This is a genomic window from Streptococcus parasanguinis (assembly GCF_047463195.1).
In the GTDB taxonomy this organism is placed as follows: Bacteria; Bacillota; Bacilli; order Lactobacillales; family Streptococcaceae; genus Streptococcus; species Streptococcus parasanguinis_R.
In genome coordinates this window covers 257234-275730 of sequence record NZ_JASHEI010000001.1, presented here as the reverse complement: position 1 = coordinate 275730, position 18497 = coordinate 257234, and the positions used below count along the sequence as shown (strand labels likewise).

General features: G+C 32.1%; 15 protein-coding genes. 2 read left to right on the top strand and 13 right to left on the bottom strand.

Going from position 1 to position 18497, the window contains the following annotated elements:
- Positions 1-31: 31 nt before the first annotated feature.
- The gene (gene ptcA, locus QM870_RS01260; RefSeq protein WP_013903610.1) at positions 32-1045 is read right to left on the bottom strand and encodes a putrescine carbamoyltransferase; all 1014 of its coding nucleotides are present in this window, start codon (positions 1043-1045) and stop codon (positions 32-34) included.
- Positions 1046-1268: 223 nt separating this feature from the next.
- On the opposite strand from ptcA, the gene QM870_RS01255 reads away from it, so the two are divergent.
- Positions 1269-2240, top strand: coding sequence for a response regulator transcription factor (locus QM870_RS01255; RefSeq protein WP_414368240.1), 972 nt, complete (start codon positions 1269-1271; stop codon positions 2238-2240).
- 342 nt (positions 2241-2582) lie between these two features.
- Here the strand turns inward: QM870_RS01255 and QM870_RS01250 are convergent, their stop codons facing one another.
- The 8 genes from QM870_RS01250 to QM870_RS01215 form a co-directional block, all read right to left on the bottom strand.
- On the bottom strand, positions 2583-3779 hold the full coding sequence (locus tag QM870_RS01250; RefSeq protein WP_414368238.1) for a protein kinase family protein: 1197 nt from the start codon (positions 3777-3779) through the stop codon (positions 2583-2585).
- A 173-nt stretch (positions 3780-3952) separates the two neighbouring features.
- The gene (locus QM870_RS01245; protein WP_414368235.1) at positions 3953-4861 is read right to left on the bottom strand and encodes a hypothetical protein; all 909 of its coding nucleotides are present in this window, start codon (positions 4859-4861) and stop codon (positions 3953-3955) included.
- 33 nt (positions 4862-4894) lie between these two features.
- Positions 4895-5506 carry a hypothetical protein gene (locus tag QM870_RS01240; protein ID WP_414368232.1) on the bottom strand — a complete coding sequence of 204 codons (612 nt, stop codon included), beginning with the start codon at positions 5504-5506 and terminating at the stop codon, positions 4895-4897.
- 77 nt (positions 5507-5583) lie between these two features.
- Positions 5584-8370 carry a DNA methyltransferase gene (locus QM870_RS01235; RefSeq protein WP_414368230.1) on the bottom strand — a complete coding sequence of 929 codons (2787 nt, stop codon included), beginning with the start codon at positions 8368-8370 and terminating at the stop codon, positions 5584-5586.
- A gap of 219 nt (positions 8371-8589) precedes the next feature.
- Positions 8590-9345: a hypothetical protein gene (locus QM870_RS01230; RefSeq protein ID WP_414368227.1), complete on the bottom strand. Its 756-nt coding sequence runs from the start codon at positions 9343-9345 to the stop codon at positions 8590-8592.
- A 15-nt stretch (positions 9346-9360) separates the two neighbouring features.
- Entirely contained in the window at positions 9361-10026 is a 666-nt protein-coding gene (locus QM870_RS01225) for a hypothetical protein (protein ID WP_414368224.1), read from the bottom strand.
- Positions 10027-10030: 4 nt separating this feature from the next.
- On the bottom strand, positions 10031-11236 hold the full coding sequence (locus QM870_RS01220; protein WP_414368223.1) for a hypothetical protein: 1206 nt from the start codon (positions 11234-11236) through the stop codon (positions 10031-10033).
- Positions 11237-11340: 104 nt separating this feature from the next.
- Positions 11341-15189, bottom strand: coding sequence for an SEC10/PgrA surface exclusion domain-containing protein (locus tag QM870_RS01215; RefSeq protein WP_414368220.1), 3849 nt, complete (start codon positions 15187-15189; stop codon positions 11341-11343).
- A gap of 160 nt (positions 15190-15349) precedes the next feature.
- Between QM870_RS01215 and QM870_RS01210 the strand changes: the two genes are divergently transcribed.
- A complete protein-coding gene (locus tag QM870_RS01210) occupies positions 15350-15676 on the top strand; it encodes a helix-turn-helix domain-containing protein (RefSeq protein WP_003013607.1) in 327 nt (108 codons plus the stop codon).
- A gap of 216 nt (positions 15677-15892) precedes the next feature.
- On the opposite strand, the gene QM870_RS01205 is transcribed toward QM870_RS01210, so the two are convergent.
- From QM870_RS01205 to QM870_RS01190, 4 genes are all read right to left on the bottom strand, one after another.
- Positions 15893-16258, bottom strand: a complete 366-nt coding sequence (locus tag QM870_RS01205) for a hypothetical protein (RefSeq protein WP_414368217.1) — start codon at positions 16256-16258, stop codon at positions 15893-15895.
- A 531-nt stretch (positions 16259-16789) separates the two neighbouring features.
- Positions 16790-17551, bottom strand: coding sequence for an ABC transporter permease (locus QM870_RS01200; protein WP_414368214.1), 762 nt, complete (start codon positions 17549-17551; stop codon positions 16790-16792).
- A 1-nt stretch (position 17552) separates the two neighbouring features.
- On the bottom strand, positions 17553-17903 hold the full coding sequence (locus QM870_RS01195; RefSeq protein ID WP_414368211.1) for a hypothetical protein: 351 nt from the start codon (positions 17901-17903) through the stop codon (positions 17553-17555).
- 27 nt (positions 17904-17930) lie between these two features.
- Positions 17931-18479 carry an ABC transporter ATP-binding protein gene (locus tag QM870_RS01190; RefSeq protein ID WP_414368209.1) on the bottom strand — a complete coding sequence of 183 codons (549 nt, stop codon included), beginning with the start codon at positions 18477-18479 and terminating at the stop codon, positions 17931-17933.
- Positions 18480-18497: the final 18 nt, after the last annotated feature.

The following is an 18497-nucleotide window of genomic DNA, read 5'->3' as shown; positions in this document are numbered from 1 at the left end:
ACATCGTCAATTTAAAGCAAATTGACCCTTTTTATTTTAAAAATGATTCCAGTTCTGCTTTAGCTACAGATTGTTTTTCAAGGTCATATGGATGTCGTTTCGCAAAATCACGAAGTAGATAAACTAAGATACCTCGCATTGAAGTTAAACGATTTTCCGCCTCATCAAAACAAACTGAATTTGGGCCATCCATCACTTCATCAGATACTTCTTCGCCACGTGTAGCAGGTAAACAGTGCATGAATTTACAATTTTCTCCTGCTTTTGCCATCATCTCTGAATCAACATGATATTTAGGATAGAAAATCTTCATACGTTCTTCTTCTGATAATTCCGCTTCATATAGGCCATACCATACATCAGTGTATAAGAAATCTGCACCAGTAATTGAATCAATATCATCAGTTACTAAATATTTACCACCTGATAGTTTACAAATTTCATCATATTTTGACTTATGCATATCATTTAATTGGAATCCCTTCGGACCGAAGTGAACAAATTCCATACCCATTTTCAATGTTATTAATCCTAAAGAGAAGCATACTTGAGTTGCATCTCCTACAAATACTACTTTACAATCTTCTAATTTTTTTCCTTTCGGCAAGTTTTCAATAATCGTAATCAGATCTCCCAATTCTTGTGTAGGATGATTATAATCACTCATACCATTAATTACTGGTACTTGAGAAAATTTTGCTAAATCAACTACACTCTTATGACGCTCAACACGTGCCATTATAATATCTGTTAAGCGAGAAACCACGGTTGCTGTATCTTCTAGTGTTTCGTGTCCTCCTAGTTGAATTTGACCGGGTGCCAAATATTGTGCGTGCCCTCCAAGTTGAGTCATAGCGGTTTCAAAAGAAATCCGTGTTCTTGTAGATGATTGTTGAAAAATCATACCTAGAGTTTTATTTTTCAACAAAGGTGGGTAATACCCATTTTTAATACAAGCTTTAATCTTAAGAGATAGCTCAGCCATTTCTAATAGTTGCTCTTTAGAGAACTCTTCTGTTGTAATATAATCAATTTTATTGCTCATAATTGAGACCTCCTGTGTTGTTATGCTTTAATGATATTGCAAAATTTTATAGTTTGCGATAAACTTAAAGGTGTAAACCCTCTTTTTTAAAAGTTTAAGTACTAAACCCAGTATTTATGCTTTTAAAAATGTAATGCTATTTTAAATATAAACTCCCTATTTTATTGCTTTTCAATAAAGTTTAGAGTTTTAATTAGTTTCACAGAATTAATGGAGGCTAAATATGATTGAAATAGTTTATATATACAATGTATTTTTAATTATATTGTATACTTTGACCCTTGGTATTGTATTGACCTATTCTTTAAACTCAGAAAAGGATAAAAAATACTTATTTTTTGTAGTCGGTTTATATCTTGTTTTTTTTATTTTTGATAATCTGATCCTTTCAATGACAGAAATAATTAAAGATTTCGGAAACACATATAACCAACACTTTCTGGGAGTTCCTTTTGTGAAAACTGTCATATATCTTGTTAATAATATTTGTCAGTTTTGGATAGTTGCTAGACTGAGGAAAGAAACACCTTTATTAACCCACTATTGCTTAATTTCAATTACTTTCATATGGATGGCTTTCCCAATTCTAAACAATTCTCCATTAAGAGTTTTTATGTACTATTTACCCAATCAGCTTCTTTTGATTTATACTGGTATATATGCGAGACGAAATCTAAAATCTTTGAATATTAGTAGTCGAAATAAAAATTACTTAAAAACTATTTCAAATATCGGAGTACTATTTGGCATTCTAATTATCTTAGAAGATTTATTTGTAATTTTTAATATAGATTCGTATGACTTGTTGAATCTGCGAATTCAAAATAGAAATATGTGTGAAGACATGTTTACTATTGCTGTTTGTTATTTAATAATCAAATATATTCTTTCTGATTGGAAAGCTATTTCGAAAGTAGAAGAACAATTAAGTTCATTTGATAAATCACAAAAAATTGACAACCCCAGTACACTAGATCTATTCTCTGAAAAACTTCATTTAACTGAACGTGAAAAAGAAATTCTTCCTCTACTTCTTGAACACAAAAACAATCAGGAAATTGCGGATCAATTGTTTCTTTCAGTTGGAACTGTGAAGACACATGTACACAATATTTTTATAAAACTTGAGATCACTAAACGAAATCAACTTTTCGAAGTATATAATTCCTTTGAAAACGAACATCCTGAGCAATAATTGTGTCATAGCCCCTACTTCCAAAGACAGAATTAAAGACATCTGATTTAATTTCTTTCAGATGTCTTTTTAGTTGTTCTAATTATCAATTATATATTCGATAATATAAAAAAGCATCTCGTATATAACGAAATGCTTCAAATACACATAAACGAATATTAAAGTTTAGAGATTTTTTACATCGAACACAAGGTATCTCAATCCTCACAAATCTCTTTATATCAACAATTTTATCTTTGAAAGTTCCATAAAAACGGAACGAAATCCACTGATTTGGATAAAATTGAAATCAATTAATACCATAAAATAGAGTAGTCAACCATCCAATTTAATAGATCGGTTTTATTTTGGTTTAATTTTTAAAAACGACTTCTTTAATTCATTTATATCGCTAAATCTTTGATTCAAAATTGGATTTGTTCCCTTATTAATAAATTCCTCTAAATTACTATATTCAAATTTTGTAAAGTCTTTATATCTTCCAGTTAAGACAAAGTATAATAATTTTGACAAAGCAAAACCTTCAAAATGAAAATTATAATTACTAAACCCAACTCGTTGGAGGCCTGAATAATCATTAAATGCACCTCTTATTTCTGTATCTAGAGATGTTAACATGCTATTACTTAACTTTACATTCCCCAAATCAGCGATTTTAATAATTTTTACATCATCATACTCTTTAATCAAAATATTATTAGGTGATATATCTCTATGAAGTATCTCTTTTTTAGCTAGATACTCAAATCCTTTTATTATTTGATAACCTAGGTTCATTCTCTCGGTAAAAGTCAATTTCTGATTATGAGTCTTTATATATTTAAAAAGTGAAGTGTCAGCATACTCCATAACATACTCATTTTTAGTTTTATCAATAGAGTAAACTTCGAGTACATACGGAGAATGTAACTGCTTCATTGTATCAAATTCTAAATAAAATCGCTCTAAATCCTTTAATAAAATATTTTTTTTGGCACGTTTTAATGCAAAAGTTTTGTTGTAATTTTCATCATAGAAACTAAAGACAGTAGCATAAGAACCATCACCAACTGTTTTCAATTGGAACCGTTGTATAGTTTTATTCGGGATCTCGACAATATCCGATATTTCAAAAATTGGTAACTCATAGTATAATTCAACTTCCGACATATCATCTGGTACTGAGCTTCCACCAGATGACGATAGAAAACTATTACATTTTTTTAATACTTTATCATAGTATTCAACAATTCTAACTTTCTCACCAGAATTCTTAAGGTTGTTAACAAATCTGTCTGATAATGAAATTGATTTTATCAAATCTCTACTTGGTCCAGCCCAGAAATGTCTCCCACTATTTATACTATCATTTAATATTCTTAATCCCTTCACTAACTGATAGTGTATACTAGAACATAACTGACTCAGTCTATCATCAAAAATATCATTGTAAAGATGTTCATAATCAATAGCAAACTCTTTACCAAAGTAATTCAAATAATCCCTTTCAATACCTACTATACTATTTAATAGTTTTGCATTATCATTTACAGAAATCATTTTTCTCTTCTCTCCCTATAAAGTAGTCTTACAATATAAAATATACTTCTCCTATAATAATTAAGTGTTTATATGCTGATAATAAATAACATAGAAATAAACTACAGAGATGTTAGCTACCACATTTATTTAATTTGAGAAATTAAAATGTATGATATTTATTTGTTAAAACATTAATTTAATAGATTTCTATTTAGTAGTTTTAAGTCATCATTTATACTCTGTAATTTAAAGATACCTATTCCATCTCCGTCAATATAAAAATCATTCTCAACTATTCTTTCGAATCTTGAAAGAATCACTTTTCTTTCATTTGAGTAAACGATGTCTTTGCTAATCGCAAGACACATCATTTGACTTTTAAATTCAAACTCAATAATAACAATATACTCACTACCATTAATCTCAAATTCTTGTATATTTTCGTCAAATAATGAGAACTCTTCGGAAATTTTATCATAATAAAAATTAATAAGCCCTTCTTTATCAATGTTATTTTCTCCATTAGATATGGGATCAATATAGTCTACACATATTTTTTTATATATCTTTTCAGTAACAGATGCTATTGAATAATCTTTATACAACGGACCTGAATTAGCCTGGCGCTTATGATCGCTTTTTTTACCTGTTTGACTCGTATATCCTTTTGCTTCAATGGCAAAGTATTTATCATTATTAGTGATACCATAAAGATCTGGCCTAGATCCTTTAATGGGTAAACCTTTCTGTTTCATAACAGCTTCATAATTAAAAGTAATTTTCCCGCCAGATATATGTTTGAAACAAATATCTGCCATGGCTTTTCCTACTAAATTAGAAAAATGTGCTTTCGCTGTTGGATCATAAGCCCACGTATCAGTAGGTTCAAGAAAACAATTACACGGAGTATTACTAATATTTGGAAAATAGTCTTCAAAAAAAATCAATGCACCTACAGCTTTTCGACAACTATTCTTATCAACCATGTGCCCACAACCAGCTAAAATAATATGCTTAGCAAATTCTAAAATACCAATATTAAAAGTTCCGTTATTTATCTTCCCTTTATGGTCCTTATAAATATAGGTGATTTCAATCATAATCTACTACCTCATTGTAAATATTACTCTTCACTACTCAACAATAGTATAATCACCACTGTTTAACAAGTTTAAAACCTTTCTAACAAATGGAACTGAAAGTAAGTCTTCAATATTTCTTCCATAGGTTTTAAAATTTTCATCAATTTCAACTATATTAAGGCCTGACTTGATTGCTTCTACTTCATTAATTGGTTTATGAAAGCTAAATCCACCGATCTCATAATAAAAGAAATAAAAATTATTTTCAGTCTGGTAATCAAAAAAGTGAATTCTTGTATTTTGCTCGTGGTCAAAGTAATTACCTTTCCAAATAATATCACCTTCTTTTTCGACTAAGAGTTTTTGATAATCTTCTTCATAACTGTAAACACGTTTCGTATTTTTCACAAATTGTTTATGGATAACCGTTGGAGTAAACGGCTTTAATAATTCCTCTTTCATCCCGTAGTATTCAACCTTCTTTGCCATTGCATTGTCAATGTTATCTTGTAAATGCGAATGATATGGTGATTTTCTATATTCTCTAACTTTATCACGATAATTTTTTGCTCGTTTATTAACGGAATAAATACATTCAGCAATCATTTCAGTAGTTAGTTGCTTCTTTTTCAACAAATCAGAATACAATTTGGGAGTTTTCATAATTTTTAACCTTACTAAATTTGAAATTTCTAGTAAACATTAACTAGATTCGCAATGTTTAAACTAAAATTATTTTTTTAGTTCACTTTCTCTTCATACATCTCAAACAATCTTGCAACTGTTTCACTTTCAGTTAACCAAGTCTTCTTTCCATCGACTATTTTTGTCATACCATAGACTTCCATAACAGCTCTGTCATTTTTTTGGTGAGCTTTTCTTAACTCAACAGGCATAGTTAATTCATCATAAAGATCAGCTAACGAGCTATCAGGATACAGTGCACGTGCATCAAGAATAGCTTGAGCTGTTTTAGAAATCTTTTCTTTTTGAGATTCAGTTATATCCGGCCAAGGAAAGTTGTTATAAACTATCTTAGCGGAATAACGATAATCAGATTTAAGACGCCCAGCAACCGTACGCATCCAGGCCATATGTACGTTTGAAGTTAGGATACCAAAATCGTAGAGAGAAGCATTAGGAATAATTTGAACAGCATTACTTGAGATATCATTTGGAGACATAAAACCTATCGGAATATAACGACGTCTCTCAGATGTTACAGATGGGATGATAATGTATGGTGCAGCATCAGGTTGTGTTAGTTGAGCGAAAAGATGAGGTACTTTAGCATAACCTTGAGTTGTTTTGGCATTTGATGATTCTCTAAACTCCCTTACAGCATTAACACGATCATATATAAATTTATTGTTTCGAATTTCTACTGGTGAAGCATGCTTTAACCAAATACACCAACGTTTTATATTATTGATAAATTCATTGGCTCCGATATACGGTCTAAACCACTTCGACAATTGTGGGTTGTTTTTTATAAGTTCCTGGTATTCATCATCAGAAAAAATAAAATTTCCACCATCCCGTGGTTGATTGCCGAACTTCATTTGAGGGACATTGTTGATTGGTTTATTTCTACTTTCAATCAATATATTACTTGTATCAGTTAAATAGGGGCTTATATTATCAACTTTAATAAAACTAGAATTTATGAATAATTTTTTTTCGGTAGTTCTAACTTGAGAGAACCCAATAATGACACAGTGAACTGCTGCTTGATGCAACGAATCGCTTGTCCACTTAAAAGTCTGATAAGCAAAATTAATCTGTATTTTATATTCCTCTAAAAGTAGCTTCCAAAGAATAGGAACTTGTGAGCCTTGAACTATTGAGTTTGTCGACACCAAAGCAACTCTTATTTCAGTATCAACAATAAATTCTGCAGCTTTTTTAAACCAACAGGTTACGTAATCTAGCATTTGTACATCATTCTTACTAAGAGTTGAAAAAATAGCTTGAACAGCTTTTTTTTGACTATCTGCCATATTTCTAGCTCCCAAAAATGGGGGATTCCCAATAATATAGCTTAGTCTTTCTTTAGGTACAACTGTCTCCCAGTCGATTTCTAAAGCATTTCCTTCAACAATATTAGTATAGGACTTAAGTGGTAGAAAGTCGATGTTCGCAAATACAATATCTTTGGTTTCCTCTAGCATCTGACTTTCCGCAATCCAAAGTGCAGTTTTAGCAACAGAAACCGCAAAGTCATTAATCTCAATACCATAGAATTGTTTTAGCTTGACTTTAACAAGGTCTTGCCCTAAGTCTAATGCTACTGTATCCCCCATATAAAGTTTAATGGCTTCATTTTCTAAGCGTCTGAGAGATATGTAAGTTTCTGTAAGGAAGTTTCCTGAACCACAAGCTGGGTCGAAGAAAAGAAGACTCGCTAGTTTGGATTGGAACTGTTTTGCTTTTTGTTCAACCGTCTTAGGCTGTTTAAATTGACGAATTTCATTTAACTCTTCTTTTATCTCATTTAAGAATAAAGGATCAATAACTTTATGGATGTTTTCAATCGAAGTATAGTGCATTCCACCACTTCGACGTGTTTCTGGGTTAAGGGTTGATTCAAATACCGCTCCAAAGATGGTTGGACTGATTTCTGACCAGTCAAAGCTAGATGATGCATGCTCTAGAATTAGCTCACGAAGCTCCTCCGTAAAGTTTGGGATTTCCAACTTATTCTCAGCAAACATCCCTCCATTAACGTATGGAAACGCAAGCAGATCCTCGTCTAAGTATGGATCACGTTCATCAATCGGCGTATCTAAAATTGAGAAAAGGTCTATTAAAGCTCTACGAAAATCACGACTACTGAAACGAGCAAGGTAATCATGGAACATCATGTGATGACCGAAAATACCTGCATCTTCAGCGTAAAGACAAAACACCAGACGAACAACCAATTGGTTGATGGCATGAAGACTATCAGGACTCTCTGGATTAATATACTGCTTAAGAAGGGCCTCGTAAATCTCCCCCACGATCGCTCCAGCTTCAATAGAAACCTTCATCTCACGTTCTAGATGTTCATTTGTTTTATCAATCAAAAATTCTAAGCGATAGGCTTCCTTATCTAAATCAACAAGTTTAATGACCTTTGGTTCACCATTTGGTTGCTCCATGTCATAGACATAAAACTCTTTGAAATTACAAGTTACAATCCAACGAGGACGTTTAGAGTATGGAAGATTGGCTGAATATCGTTTAGCTTGCTGAAAAGGTGTTAATAACGTGTTGTCTGATTGTCTAATTGCCTGGTTTAAGTCCTTATCTGCCCCCTTCTGCTCAATTAACACCTTAGTAGTATCAATAAACCCGTCGATAAAACTTGTGTGGTCCATCTTAACCTTGTCTTCAAATGTAATGTATTCTGTAGGGTTTTCTACACCATACACAGATTGAAGCAAATCAAGCCAAAATGATTGACTGTCTTGGCGTTCATTTCCACGATTCTCCCAGCGTTTAATAAATCCCTTCGCTTTTTTCTTTTGTTCAGTTATATTCATATCAAAAAATACTTCCTTAATTTATAACGTTATTATACCATATTTAGTTATTATTTTTTGCTACTAGATATTAATTAAATCAGCTGATCTTTCTGTAAATATAAAAATAAAGCCTCACAAGAAAGCTTCCATTATGAGGTTTCTTGTGAGGCTTCTTTATTTACAAAGTTTCCTCTCTATATTATAAATCTAATCACAAAGATCCATAAGAAGTATAGACTAACGTTTAATATTACTTCTTTTAATAATTATCAAGAGAAAAATTAAAACAACAGAAAGCATTACAATAATGAAGAAAGGAAATTCTATTTTATTTCCATTCGTTTTTATGTTATTAATAGTTTCTTTTCCAGCTGCTTTATTTTCACTTTCTTTGCTACTTTTTGGTTTTATTGAATCATTTTTATCACTATCTCTATCTTTTTTAATGTCTTTATCATTATCATTTTTTCTACTTTGACTAGAACCTAGCATTCCAGTCTGAGATCCTATTGCTTCTTGATAGTATTCATTCATTTCATCTTGGCTAAAATTTCCTTTAAGGAAACTACCGTCTTTTCTTTGAAAATCAACTAATCCATAATATGCGGATAAAAATTTTTCGTCTCCTTCCATAACAACAAAACAAGGTATTTCTCTCTTTGATGGATTCTTAGTGACCCTTTTTACCATATAAGTTGCTTTTTGTTTTGTCGTGGCTCTAGGACTTAAATTTTCAATATATGTTCTTATTCTATATTCACCCTCTGGTACGCTTGTTTCTTGCATCCAATTATTTTCAGGATTAATTTTTAATGTTTTAACAACCTCTTCGGTATCTGCTTTTACTACAAGAACGACTATTTCTAACTTATAACCTTCTTGGACAATTCCTTGTACAACAAGAGGTCCTGTTTCTTCTGCATACACATTAGATATCTGAAATGAAAAAAATAATCCTAAAATCGTTATTATTATCTTTAATAAGTTTTTCATAATATTAATCCTTATTTATTGCGAATTCTTCATATTTTGAATCAAGACATCGACTTCTTTTATCTCGTTTATTAACTCTGAAAAAGGATCATCTATAGTATTTTTTCTACTTTCATAATAGGCATTTCCTAGTGTTAAAATTAATTTTTCACGTTTTTTATTTTCTTTATACAGTTGAGTATTGGTTTGAATTGATTGAGTTAATTCCTTTGTTTTCTTTCCAGCTTTAGAACTAACTTCAAAAAATTTTTCTGAGATATCAGATAAAAAGGATTTTTGAAGATTATTACTGTTAATTTTTGAGCCGCAGGAAATACAGTATTCACTTGTTTTGAAGTTTTTGGTGCCACATTTAGCACAAAAGTTATATTCTTCCCTGACCTCACTATTGTATGGTGGGACATATTCTTCACCGTGACTATTATTGTTTGGTGATACATATTCTTCCTCAAGGATAATATTTTCTGAAGTTTCCCTTTTTACTTCAACTTCAACTTCATCATTCTTCTTTTCTTCTGGTTCTCCGATACTATTTACGACACTTTCTGAAATAGGAGTCGTTTCAGCATTTAAATTTTCTACTTCAAACTCATTATTTTTCTTTGCAGTAAAAAATTCCACTGGACTTGGTTTGCGATTAAATTTTTCTTCAAATTGAGATAGCCATTCTTCTTTATTCATAACCTCATACTCCTGTATATCTTACATGATAATTATTTTGTAAAATACTAATACGTTTATCTTTAGACGGATATCCTAACTCGCAATATCCTTTAGCCAAAGATCCATCTTCCTCAGATACAGTATCGATATAATAACAATGAATTTCCCCAAATCCAATCGAAGCCATATACTGGTCTGAAAGATATGCGTCACGTTTTACAATTGATTTTACTAACAATAAAAAGATACTTATTAATGCAACTATTAATATTATCGAACCATAAAATAGAATAGCTCCTTCTTTTGTTTCAGAACTACCTGACCAAAATGAGTTTCTGCTGTCTCCATAATTTTTTTTAAAGCCTCCAAATAGTGTTGTTATTAATAAAATTAGTAAGACAATAATTAAAATGATATTTGAACCAACCACTACAGGTAAAAGATTTGGAGCCATATTATGGATTCGATGGAGCTCAAACATAATTTTTGGTTCTAAAAAATATGGATTATCAAGTAAGCTATCAGTAACAATAATTTTGTTCATACCTATTGCGTAGGCAGCAGGCACATCATTGTGAATCATGCGGATTTCAATATTATCTGGTAAGTTTAAACCTTTTTGACGCGCCTTTTGAATAATCTCATTGACAGGTTGTTGAACTTTTTCTTGATAATCACTTCTATCTATCCTCTTCGCACCAACAATCCAACAAATTAAGGATTGACCGGTATTTGATAATAAAAATTCTGTAAATAATAAAGCTATTAGTCCAACAATTCCCTCACCATAGTATGTTTCCAAAAATATTGCAATCGTGAAATATATTAGAATCCCCCATCTTTGTGTATCAAAACAATATTTTAAATAGTTAAGAACATTAAATCTTTTTATGATAGAGTGAATAATATTTTGATCTTTCTGTTCTAAAGATTTCCCACAACCACTACATTGCTTATTATTTCCATAATTCTTTGTTCCACACGAATTACAAAATATAGCATTTTGATCATTTTGTATTTCCACAACATTTTGTGAAACGTATTCGTTCAACTCTACTTGTGGCTGAACCTGTGGCGTAGCATTGCTTTCACTGTCATTAACTTTCGAAATAGCCGATAAATCTGATACTATTATTTCTCCTGATTGAACGCCAGCTTGAATCTCTTCTTCTGTTGGTACACGGTCGTTAATCTCTTTAAATATTTCAATCCATTGCTCTTTATCCATCATATACTCCTATGTTCATTATTAAAGTAAAAGGCTGAGGGAGATCACCTTAAAAGGTTCTATTTCCTCCAGCCTATAAATCTATTTATAGATTACTCTTAATTTTACTCACCTTTTTTGCGCAATTTTATTCCAGATAGTCCCATAAGCATCGCTCCTAAGCCAAGTAATACTAATCCATTTTGAGAACCAGTATTTGGTAACGAACGTTGAGGATTATATCCGGTTACTGAACCTCGATAGTTATAGTGATCAGATTGAGAACCAACCTCATTTTTAAGATCAAAAGTTTTATGATCTTCATTTTGGTTTCCAATTGATTTAGTTTCACTTGATAACTTCGTATATTGCATCAGTTGTTTGTTAGCGTTTTCGTAAGCAAGCTGTACAGCTTCATATTGTGCAGTTGCATCCAATTGATCTTGTAGAAGTGATTTAAGTTTAGCTTCCTCTCTTGCTACATTTTCAAGTGCTAAACGATGCTCTTCAACTGCATTGTCATATGCTTCTTTTGCTTTTTTCAAATATGCATCGGCATTTTCAAGATGATCTAAAAGTGTTTCTAAAGCAACTAAGTGAGTCTTAAATTTAGAAATTTCATCCTTAATTTGTTTTTCTTTAGCTTTTAACTCTTCAACTTTATTCTCACGGTTTCTGAGTTCTGCTTCATCCGTAGCTTTTTCAGCTTTAAGATCTGAAAGAACTTTAAGTTCTTTATCCAACTCTGCACGCGCATCTGCTAAAACTTTTTGTTTTGTTTGAATGTCTGCATTTAGATTTTCAACTGCTGATTGTGCTTTTGCGTAACGAGTCTTGGCAGCAATCAATTGTTGAGAAGCTTCATCTAGATTCTTTTGTGCAAGAGGTGTCTTATCTGAGATTGAGTTTAATCTTGCAATCGTTTGACGTGTAGCATTTAAGGCTGCCAAATGTTTTTCATGAATTTTTGTGACTTCATCTAAATTGTTTCTTGCAGTCTTATCTGTTGCTTTTGCTTTCTCAAGCTCCTCTTTTGCAGTTTCTAATGCTTTTTGCTTAACTTGAAGGTCTGCATTTAAGTTATCTAAAGCTGTTTGAGCTTTGATATATCTTGTTTCAGCTTCTTCTTTTTGTTGTTTCGCATTGTCGTATTTCTTCTGTGCACTTGGAGTTTGATCAGGAACTGACATCAATTCTGCTACTAGTTTTTGAGTTTGTTTCAGATTTTGATTTGCATTTTGATTTTCTACTTTTGCTTTTTCAAGATCAGATTTAGCTTTTACTTCTGCTGTTGTAGCCTGGTCTAAATTATCTTTTGCATTTGCTAAAGCTTGACGCTTGCTTTGAATATCAGCATTTAATTGATCAAGTGCATCTTGAGCCTTATTAAATTGGATTTGTGTTTCATTATAATTTTGTGTAGCGTTTTCCAATTTAGTAGTAGCTGCAGGTGTTTGATCAGGAGTAGCTTTCAGAGCATCTAATTTTGCTGTCGTTTCTTTGAGAGCTTTTGTACTTGAATCATTTTCTGATTTAGCTTTTTCCAAACGATTCTGTGCAGAATCATTTGCCGTATTTGCTGCAGTCTGTTTAACTTTAGCAACTGTTAATTTATCTTCCATTTTTGAAGTATCAAATGGAGTAGCTAGAGGTTTGGCAATCCCTTTATCATAATAGTCGTCAACAGTTACGAAATGATATTCACCAGTTTGTTCATCTTTAACATATTCAAGATGTGCATCTTGACCTTTAAATTCAATAAAGTGCATACGTCCAACACCACTTGGTGTGAAACTATTTGCAGCTCCAATTGCCCGAATATTTGTAGGAGCTTTCTGCCCAATCATGAGTTTCATGTGTCCAAAATAAGCATGAACATCATTTGTCATAAAACTAATTACAGCATCATATACCTCGCGATACAATTGAGACATTGTTGCTTTACGAGTTTCTTTAGCTTCTGAATAATACGCACCATAACCAAGCAATGTATTATCATAGCTCATGTTTTCTCCAGTCCAAACGATGGAATCTAATCCATCTTTCGCTAGAGCAGTATCGCTGTGACTTGTGCTATATGGTTTATTTTCTTCAGCATAGGCTTTTGCAATGTTTTTGACACCCTGAACAGATTCTTCAGTGACAATATAATGATGACTACCCCAAACTTGGTCTTGCAGATTGTTGGCGAGAAGTGCATAATATTGGCTCAAAGCTTCAATCTGTTTAGCTGTGAGATTATCCAAATCGACTTCAGAGTCATCGATAGGCAAAACAATATCCTTATTTGGCCAACCTTTGATAACAATATTTTGGTGTTCAGGAGAATATTCCGTTTCTGGAGTACCAAAATCATATTTACTGCCTGTGAACCATTTTTGAATAACGTCGTTTAAGGCATTTTTATTTGCGTCTGAGTTATCGGCAAGGTAAGTCTTGTAAGCATCAATGACATCTTGAGGCAATTGAGGAATAGTGAGATTTTTAATTGCTGCAATTTGTTTATTGAGCGTTTCAACCGCTTGATCAGCCTTCTCTTTATTCTCTTTTGCTTCCTGAGCTGCTAGTGTAGCACTCGCTAGCTCATTTGAAGTTTCATTTACTTTAGCCTCTTCTTGTTTTTTCTTAGTAGTTAAAGTGGAAATATCCGAAGCTTTCTTAGCATCATTTTCTTTAGCTTTTTTGAGCTCTTCTTCTGCACTAATCTTACTATTTTGTTTATTTGCTAAATCATTTGCTTTACTATCACGATTTGCGATTGTTTGGGCAAGTTGTGATTCAGAAGCATCTAGATTACTTTGCGCTGATACCTTATTTTCTTGAGATTTCTTTAGATTCTCCTGTGCTTGTTTTTGTTTTTCCTCAGCAGATGACAAGTTTTTCGCCGTTTCTTGGCTTTTCTTTATTTGATCCGCTTCAACTGATTTTGCATTTTTTAGTGCGGTAGCTTTTTTAGCATCTGCTTCTTTGGCACGATCAAGTTCCTGTTTTGCTGTATTTTCAGTTGCTGTTTTAGCATCTAAATCTTTCTTAGCAGCATCACGTTCTGCTACAATTTCTTCAACGCCAGTACCGTCTAAAACTTTCTGAGCAGTTTCTTTCTCTTTTTGAGCCTTCACTAATGTACTCGCTGCTTCTTCTGCAACCTTTTTAGCATCTGCTAATTGTTTAGCTGAGACTTGACTAGCACTAAGTTGCGTTTTTTCATCAGCAGAAGCTTTACTGAGTTCTTCGGCCTTATTTTTGTCTTCATTAATAGCATTTTCCAAAGCCTTTTTGGCTGCTGATTCTGCTGATTCTTTTTCAGCTACATCACTTTTTGCTTTGTCTCTTTCAGCAATGATTTCCGATGCTCCAGTACCATCAAGATTTTTTTGTGCAGTTGCTACTGCTCCCTCAGCTGTCGAAACTTTCTTTTCTTGATCTGAAATTTTATCTTGATCTTTTTTAATAACATCTGATTGCTGATTACGTTCTTTCTCAGCTTCTAGAACTTTATCAGATGCATCTTTTAGTGATGTTTCCTTTTTCTCAATATCAGCTTTTACTTCTGATATTTCATTTTTGGTTTTTTCAATTTTCTCAGGCGTAGCTGATTCTTTATTCGCCTCAGCATTCTTTAAGTCAACATTTGCCTCGGAAACTTTTGATGCAGCAGCTGCTTCCGAAGCCTTAGCGTTTTCTAATGCACTTTCTTGATTTGAAACCGATTGATCCGTTTCTTCCTTGATCGTTCTTGCTTCTTCTACAACTTCAGAAGTTGGCGTTTTCGTTACGGTTGCAACCCCATTATTAACAAATACTCCGTCTACTTGTTTTATATTTGTAGACGAAGTAGACGTCGATTCAACACTTAATGTTGACTCATTTGGCTGACTTGCAGTTACTTCATCCGCTTGTACAACAGAAATCCCCGCAAAAGCTGTAGCTATTGATACAGCGGATACAGTTGCTTTGATCGTTTTCTTTTTCATAATTCCCACCTTTATGATAGAGTATTGAGCAAATTATCACTATATAATTATAAACACCCGAATTATACTATATTTTAGCAACTTTGTAAAGTTGTAGCCAACCTTTTGAGAACTAGAACCTAACCTTATAAGGCTGTAAAATAGTCTTAAGAGGTGAGCAATGTCAGAATTACAAAAGTATATAAGCAAACGAATACGGATTTTGCGGATTCAGTCCGGGATGACTCAGGAACAGTTAGAAGAAAAAGCAGATCTTGGTACCAATTATGCCTATAAGCTGGAAAATTTAGAGCCCAATATAAAAATTAGTACGCTTGAGAAAATTATAGAAGCTTTAAATGTTGATCTACAAACTTTTTTTGATTTAACACTTAAAGAAGAAAGTACTGACTTAGCACAGCTTATCGACACTATCAAATCTTTACCAGAGTACAAACAAAATAAAGTCATTTCAGCTATTAACACAATTATTAACGAGACAAAATAAAAAAGAGTGGAAAAGGATAAGTATAATAACGATTCCTTTCCCACTCTTTTTGTGCATGAAAATAATGCTATTAGCTATTAGAGCCTGCGATTCTTGGGTAACCAAACGTCATATCGAGGTTATCTTTCTCGTAATTCTTGATCAATTCCCAGAAATCTGCAACTGATAACCGACCTATTTAATAATAGGCCGGTTATATTTATTTATATCAGTTTATTACTTGTTTTGAATCGCTTCCTTTACTTGGGCAATAGTGACAGGTTGAGAGTCTTTATAAATGACTTTTTCCCCTTTAGTATCAAAAATTTCTCCGACTAGAGGTTCGCTACTATCTGCAGATTTAACAGAAAACCCGCCACCCATATTTTCAGGATAGGCAATGATCGTATCCTGATCTGAAAATTGATTTAACGTTTCCAAGAGAGTAGAATCTTTAGAAGCTTGTTTTACCATTATCTCTAGAGTTGGTGGTTTCGCTTGGATATCCTCGCCTTTATCATTTGCAAATATTATGTTACTTCCGATAAGGACAGAAGAAATTAGAGTAACGATAAAAGCACATGTAGTGAATTTCTTGAGCATGTTGAGTCTCCTTAATAAACCTCGCCTTTCGTAGTTATTAGTGTAGTGTAAAATGCGAAAAGATATATCGTTTAGTTCTAACACATTAAATCAGAGAAATATAGTTTCCTAATTTTTTCCTTTCTATCTCTGTTTAAGCGGTAGTCCTTCCAATATTATTGTACGTTCTTTTTTTTAAAAATACAAGAAAAGAGAATTCTCAATTTATAAAATTAAGCTAGACAGAAAAAGCATCCCGTATTTTGGATACGAAATGCTTTCAACAAATGTAAATAAGTTTTAACGTTTACTAAATTGTGACGCTTTACGAGCTTTCTTAAGACCTGGTTGGAACCCCTCGTATTTGAATGAATTTCAATATATGCTTAATATCAATGTTTCCCCACGTTTTCAGAAAGAAATATTTCATCTAATTTGAATAACTTTCAATTGAATGGTGTAAATTTTACCCTAAAAATACACGAATTGAGCTAGATTTCACCAAAAAGTTCACACCATTTGAATTGTTACTGTTTTGTACTTTTTATAGATTTAGAATTCTTTGTTTTCAAATAGTTTAGTGTCAATGTAAAAAATTACTATTGAATAAATAACAGTTAAAAGTAGTTGAATGGTGTAGCTAATTATCGAAATATTCTTTGAAACAGGGTTTAAAATATTCAATACTCCTAATGGGCTAAAAGATAATAACAAGTTATTTTGGTCTAATAAACTTCTTGAAATCAGTTCTCCTAAACCTCTTAACAAAACAACTCCAACTAGGGTACTCGATAAAGAATTTGTTATCAAAAATAAACAAATAATTGCTGTACTATAAAAAATAGTTGTAAAAAACGTTGTAATAATTTGAATGAATCCGGCCGTAAAAGTAAGCATATTATCTGTAGATGAAGAGTAAGCTCCAACTTTAAAAAATCCAAATAGTAATGTTGTCGCTATAAAAGATGTTAGACATAAAACAACTAAAATTAAGAATGAGGCAAAAATAGATGCTAACAATTTTGAAAACAAAATTTCTACTCGTTTAACCGGCGTCACTAACAATGATTTAATTGTTTTTTGCTGAATTTCTTGATAAAACGGTACTAATGCTACTATAACTCCTACTATCAAAGCAAATATCGAAAATGTATCGCTGGAGGTTTTAAAAACATTTCCAAATGAAGATTCTGGTGCAACCATTCTTAGATACAGTATCAATAGAGAAATGACACAAACAAACCCTCCAAAAACATAGAAAATCTTTTTCCCAGCAAATAATTTGAACAACTCAATCTTTATTAATTTAAGCATATCAAACCTCCATATCTCTCTGCATTTTGATAAAAATATCCTCAAAATTATTTTGTTTCTCAGAAAAATTTATGATGGAGATATCCTGACGTAATAACTCTGTGAGTAGTTTCTCCTTTACCTCTTTCATTGATTCTATATCTAAAGATAACTCAAATTGCTCTATTCTATCAGTAAAAACAATGTTTAAGTTATTTAAGATAGACTTAGTAAGTTCTAAGTTATCAGTTTTCAACAACCAAACGTTCTTTATAGATCCAAGTGATAAAAATTCTGTCTTTTTCCCTTGGAAAATTACTTTCCCTTGATTGATAATTGTAACTGTATCTACTAACTTACTTAATTCTTCCAATGAATGACTCGAAATTACAATCCCAACTCATTTTTTAGACAATTCAATGAGCAAGTCTCTAAACTCTTTCATTCCTATGGGATCTAATCCATTGAATGGTTCATCTAATAATAAGATAGTTGGCTGATGGATTAAGGCTTGAGCAAGCCCCAAACGTTGTTTCATACCTAATGAAAAACTAGATACTTTACAATCCACACTATTGTCTAAACCAACTAAATGCAGATAGTTTAAAAGATCTTCTTTTGATAAGTTTACTTCATCATAAAGACTAGAAATAAGCATTAAATTCTGTCTAGCTGTTAAAGATTCATAAAATGTAGGATATTCAATAATCGTACCGATAGTATTCAAATAGCCCTTTGAGTTCCCTTCAATTAGTTTCCCATTGATTTTAATTTCACCAGATTCTTTTTTTACTAAACCTAAAATCGTCTTGAATATTGTAGTTTTCCCAGAACCATTTTGTCCAATGAGTCCCATTATTTCGCCACTCTGCAACTCAAATGACAAATCTTCAATTACTTTATTTTTGTTATACGATTTATTTAGACCAAAAATTTGTAATAGTGCCATTTCGTCTTCCCTTCTAGT

Excerpts from the sequence above, each read along its gene's own strand:
- ptcA (WP_013903610.1), bottom strand. The coding sequence starts at position 1,045 with ATGAGCAATAAAATTGATTATATTACAACAGAAGAGTTCTCTAAAGAG.
- QM870_RS01235 (WP_414368230.1), bottom strand. The coding sequence starts at position 8,370 with ATGAATATAACTGAACAAAAGAAAAAAGCGAAGGGATTTATTAAACGC.
- QM870_RS01245 (WP_414368235.1), bottom strand. The coding sequence starts at position 4,861 with ATGATTGAAATCACCTATATTTATAAGGACCATAAAGGGAAGATAAAT.
- QM870_RS01240 (WP_414368232.1), bottom strand. The coding sequence starts at position 5,506 with ATGAAAACTCCCAAATTGTATTCTGATTTGTTGAAAAAGAAGCAACTA.
- QM870_RS01200 (WP_414368214.1), bottom strand. The coding sequence starts at position 17,551 with ATGCTTAAATTAATAAAGATTGAGTTGTTCAAATTATTTGCTGGGAAA.
- QM870_RS01255 (WP_414368240.1), top strand. The coding sequence starts at position 1,269 with ATGATTGAAATAGTTTATATATACAATGTATTTTTAATTATATTGTAT.
- QM870_RS01210 (WP_003013607.1), top strand. The coding sequence starts at position 15,350 with ATGTCAGAATTACAAAAGTATATAAGCAAACGAATACGGATTTTGCGG.
- QM870_RS01215 (WP_414368220.1), bottom strand. The coding sequence starts at position 15,189 with ATGAAAAAGAAAACGATCAAAGCAACTGTATCCGCTGTATCAATAGCT.
- QM870_RS01220 (WP_414368223.1), bottom strand. The coding sequence starts at position 11,236 with ATGGATAAAGAGCAATGGATTGAAATATTTAAAGAGATTAACGACCGT.
- QM870_RS01250 (WP_414368238.1), bottom strand. The coding sequence starts at position 3,779 with ATGATTTCTGTAAATGATAATGCAAAACTATTAAATAGTATAGTAGGT.
- QM870_RS01230 (WP_414368227.1), bottom strand. The coding sequence starts at position 9,345 with ATGAAAAACTTATTAAAGATAATAATAACGATTTTAGGATTATTTTTT.
- QM870_RS01225 (WP_414368224.1), bottom strand. The coding sequence starts at position 10,026 with ATGAATAAAGAAGAATGGCTATCTCAATTTGAAGAAAAATTTAATCGC.
- QM870_RS01205 (WP_414368217.1), bottom strand. The coding sequence starts at position 16,258 with ATGCTCAAGAAATTCACTACATGTGCTTTTATCGTTACTCTAATTTCT.
- QM870_RS01190 (WP_414368209.1), bottom strand. The coding sequence starts at position 18,479 with ATGGCACTATTACAAATTTTTGGTCTAAATAAATCGTATAACAAAAAT.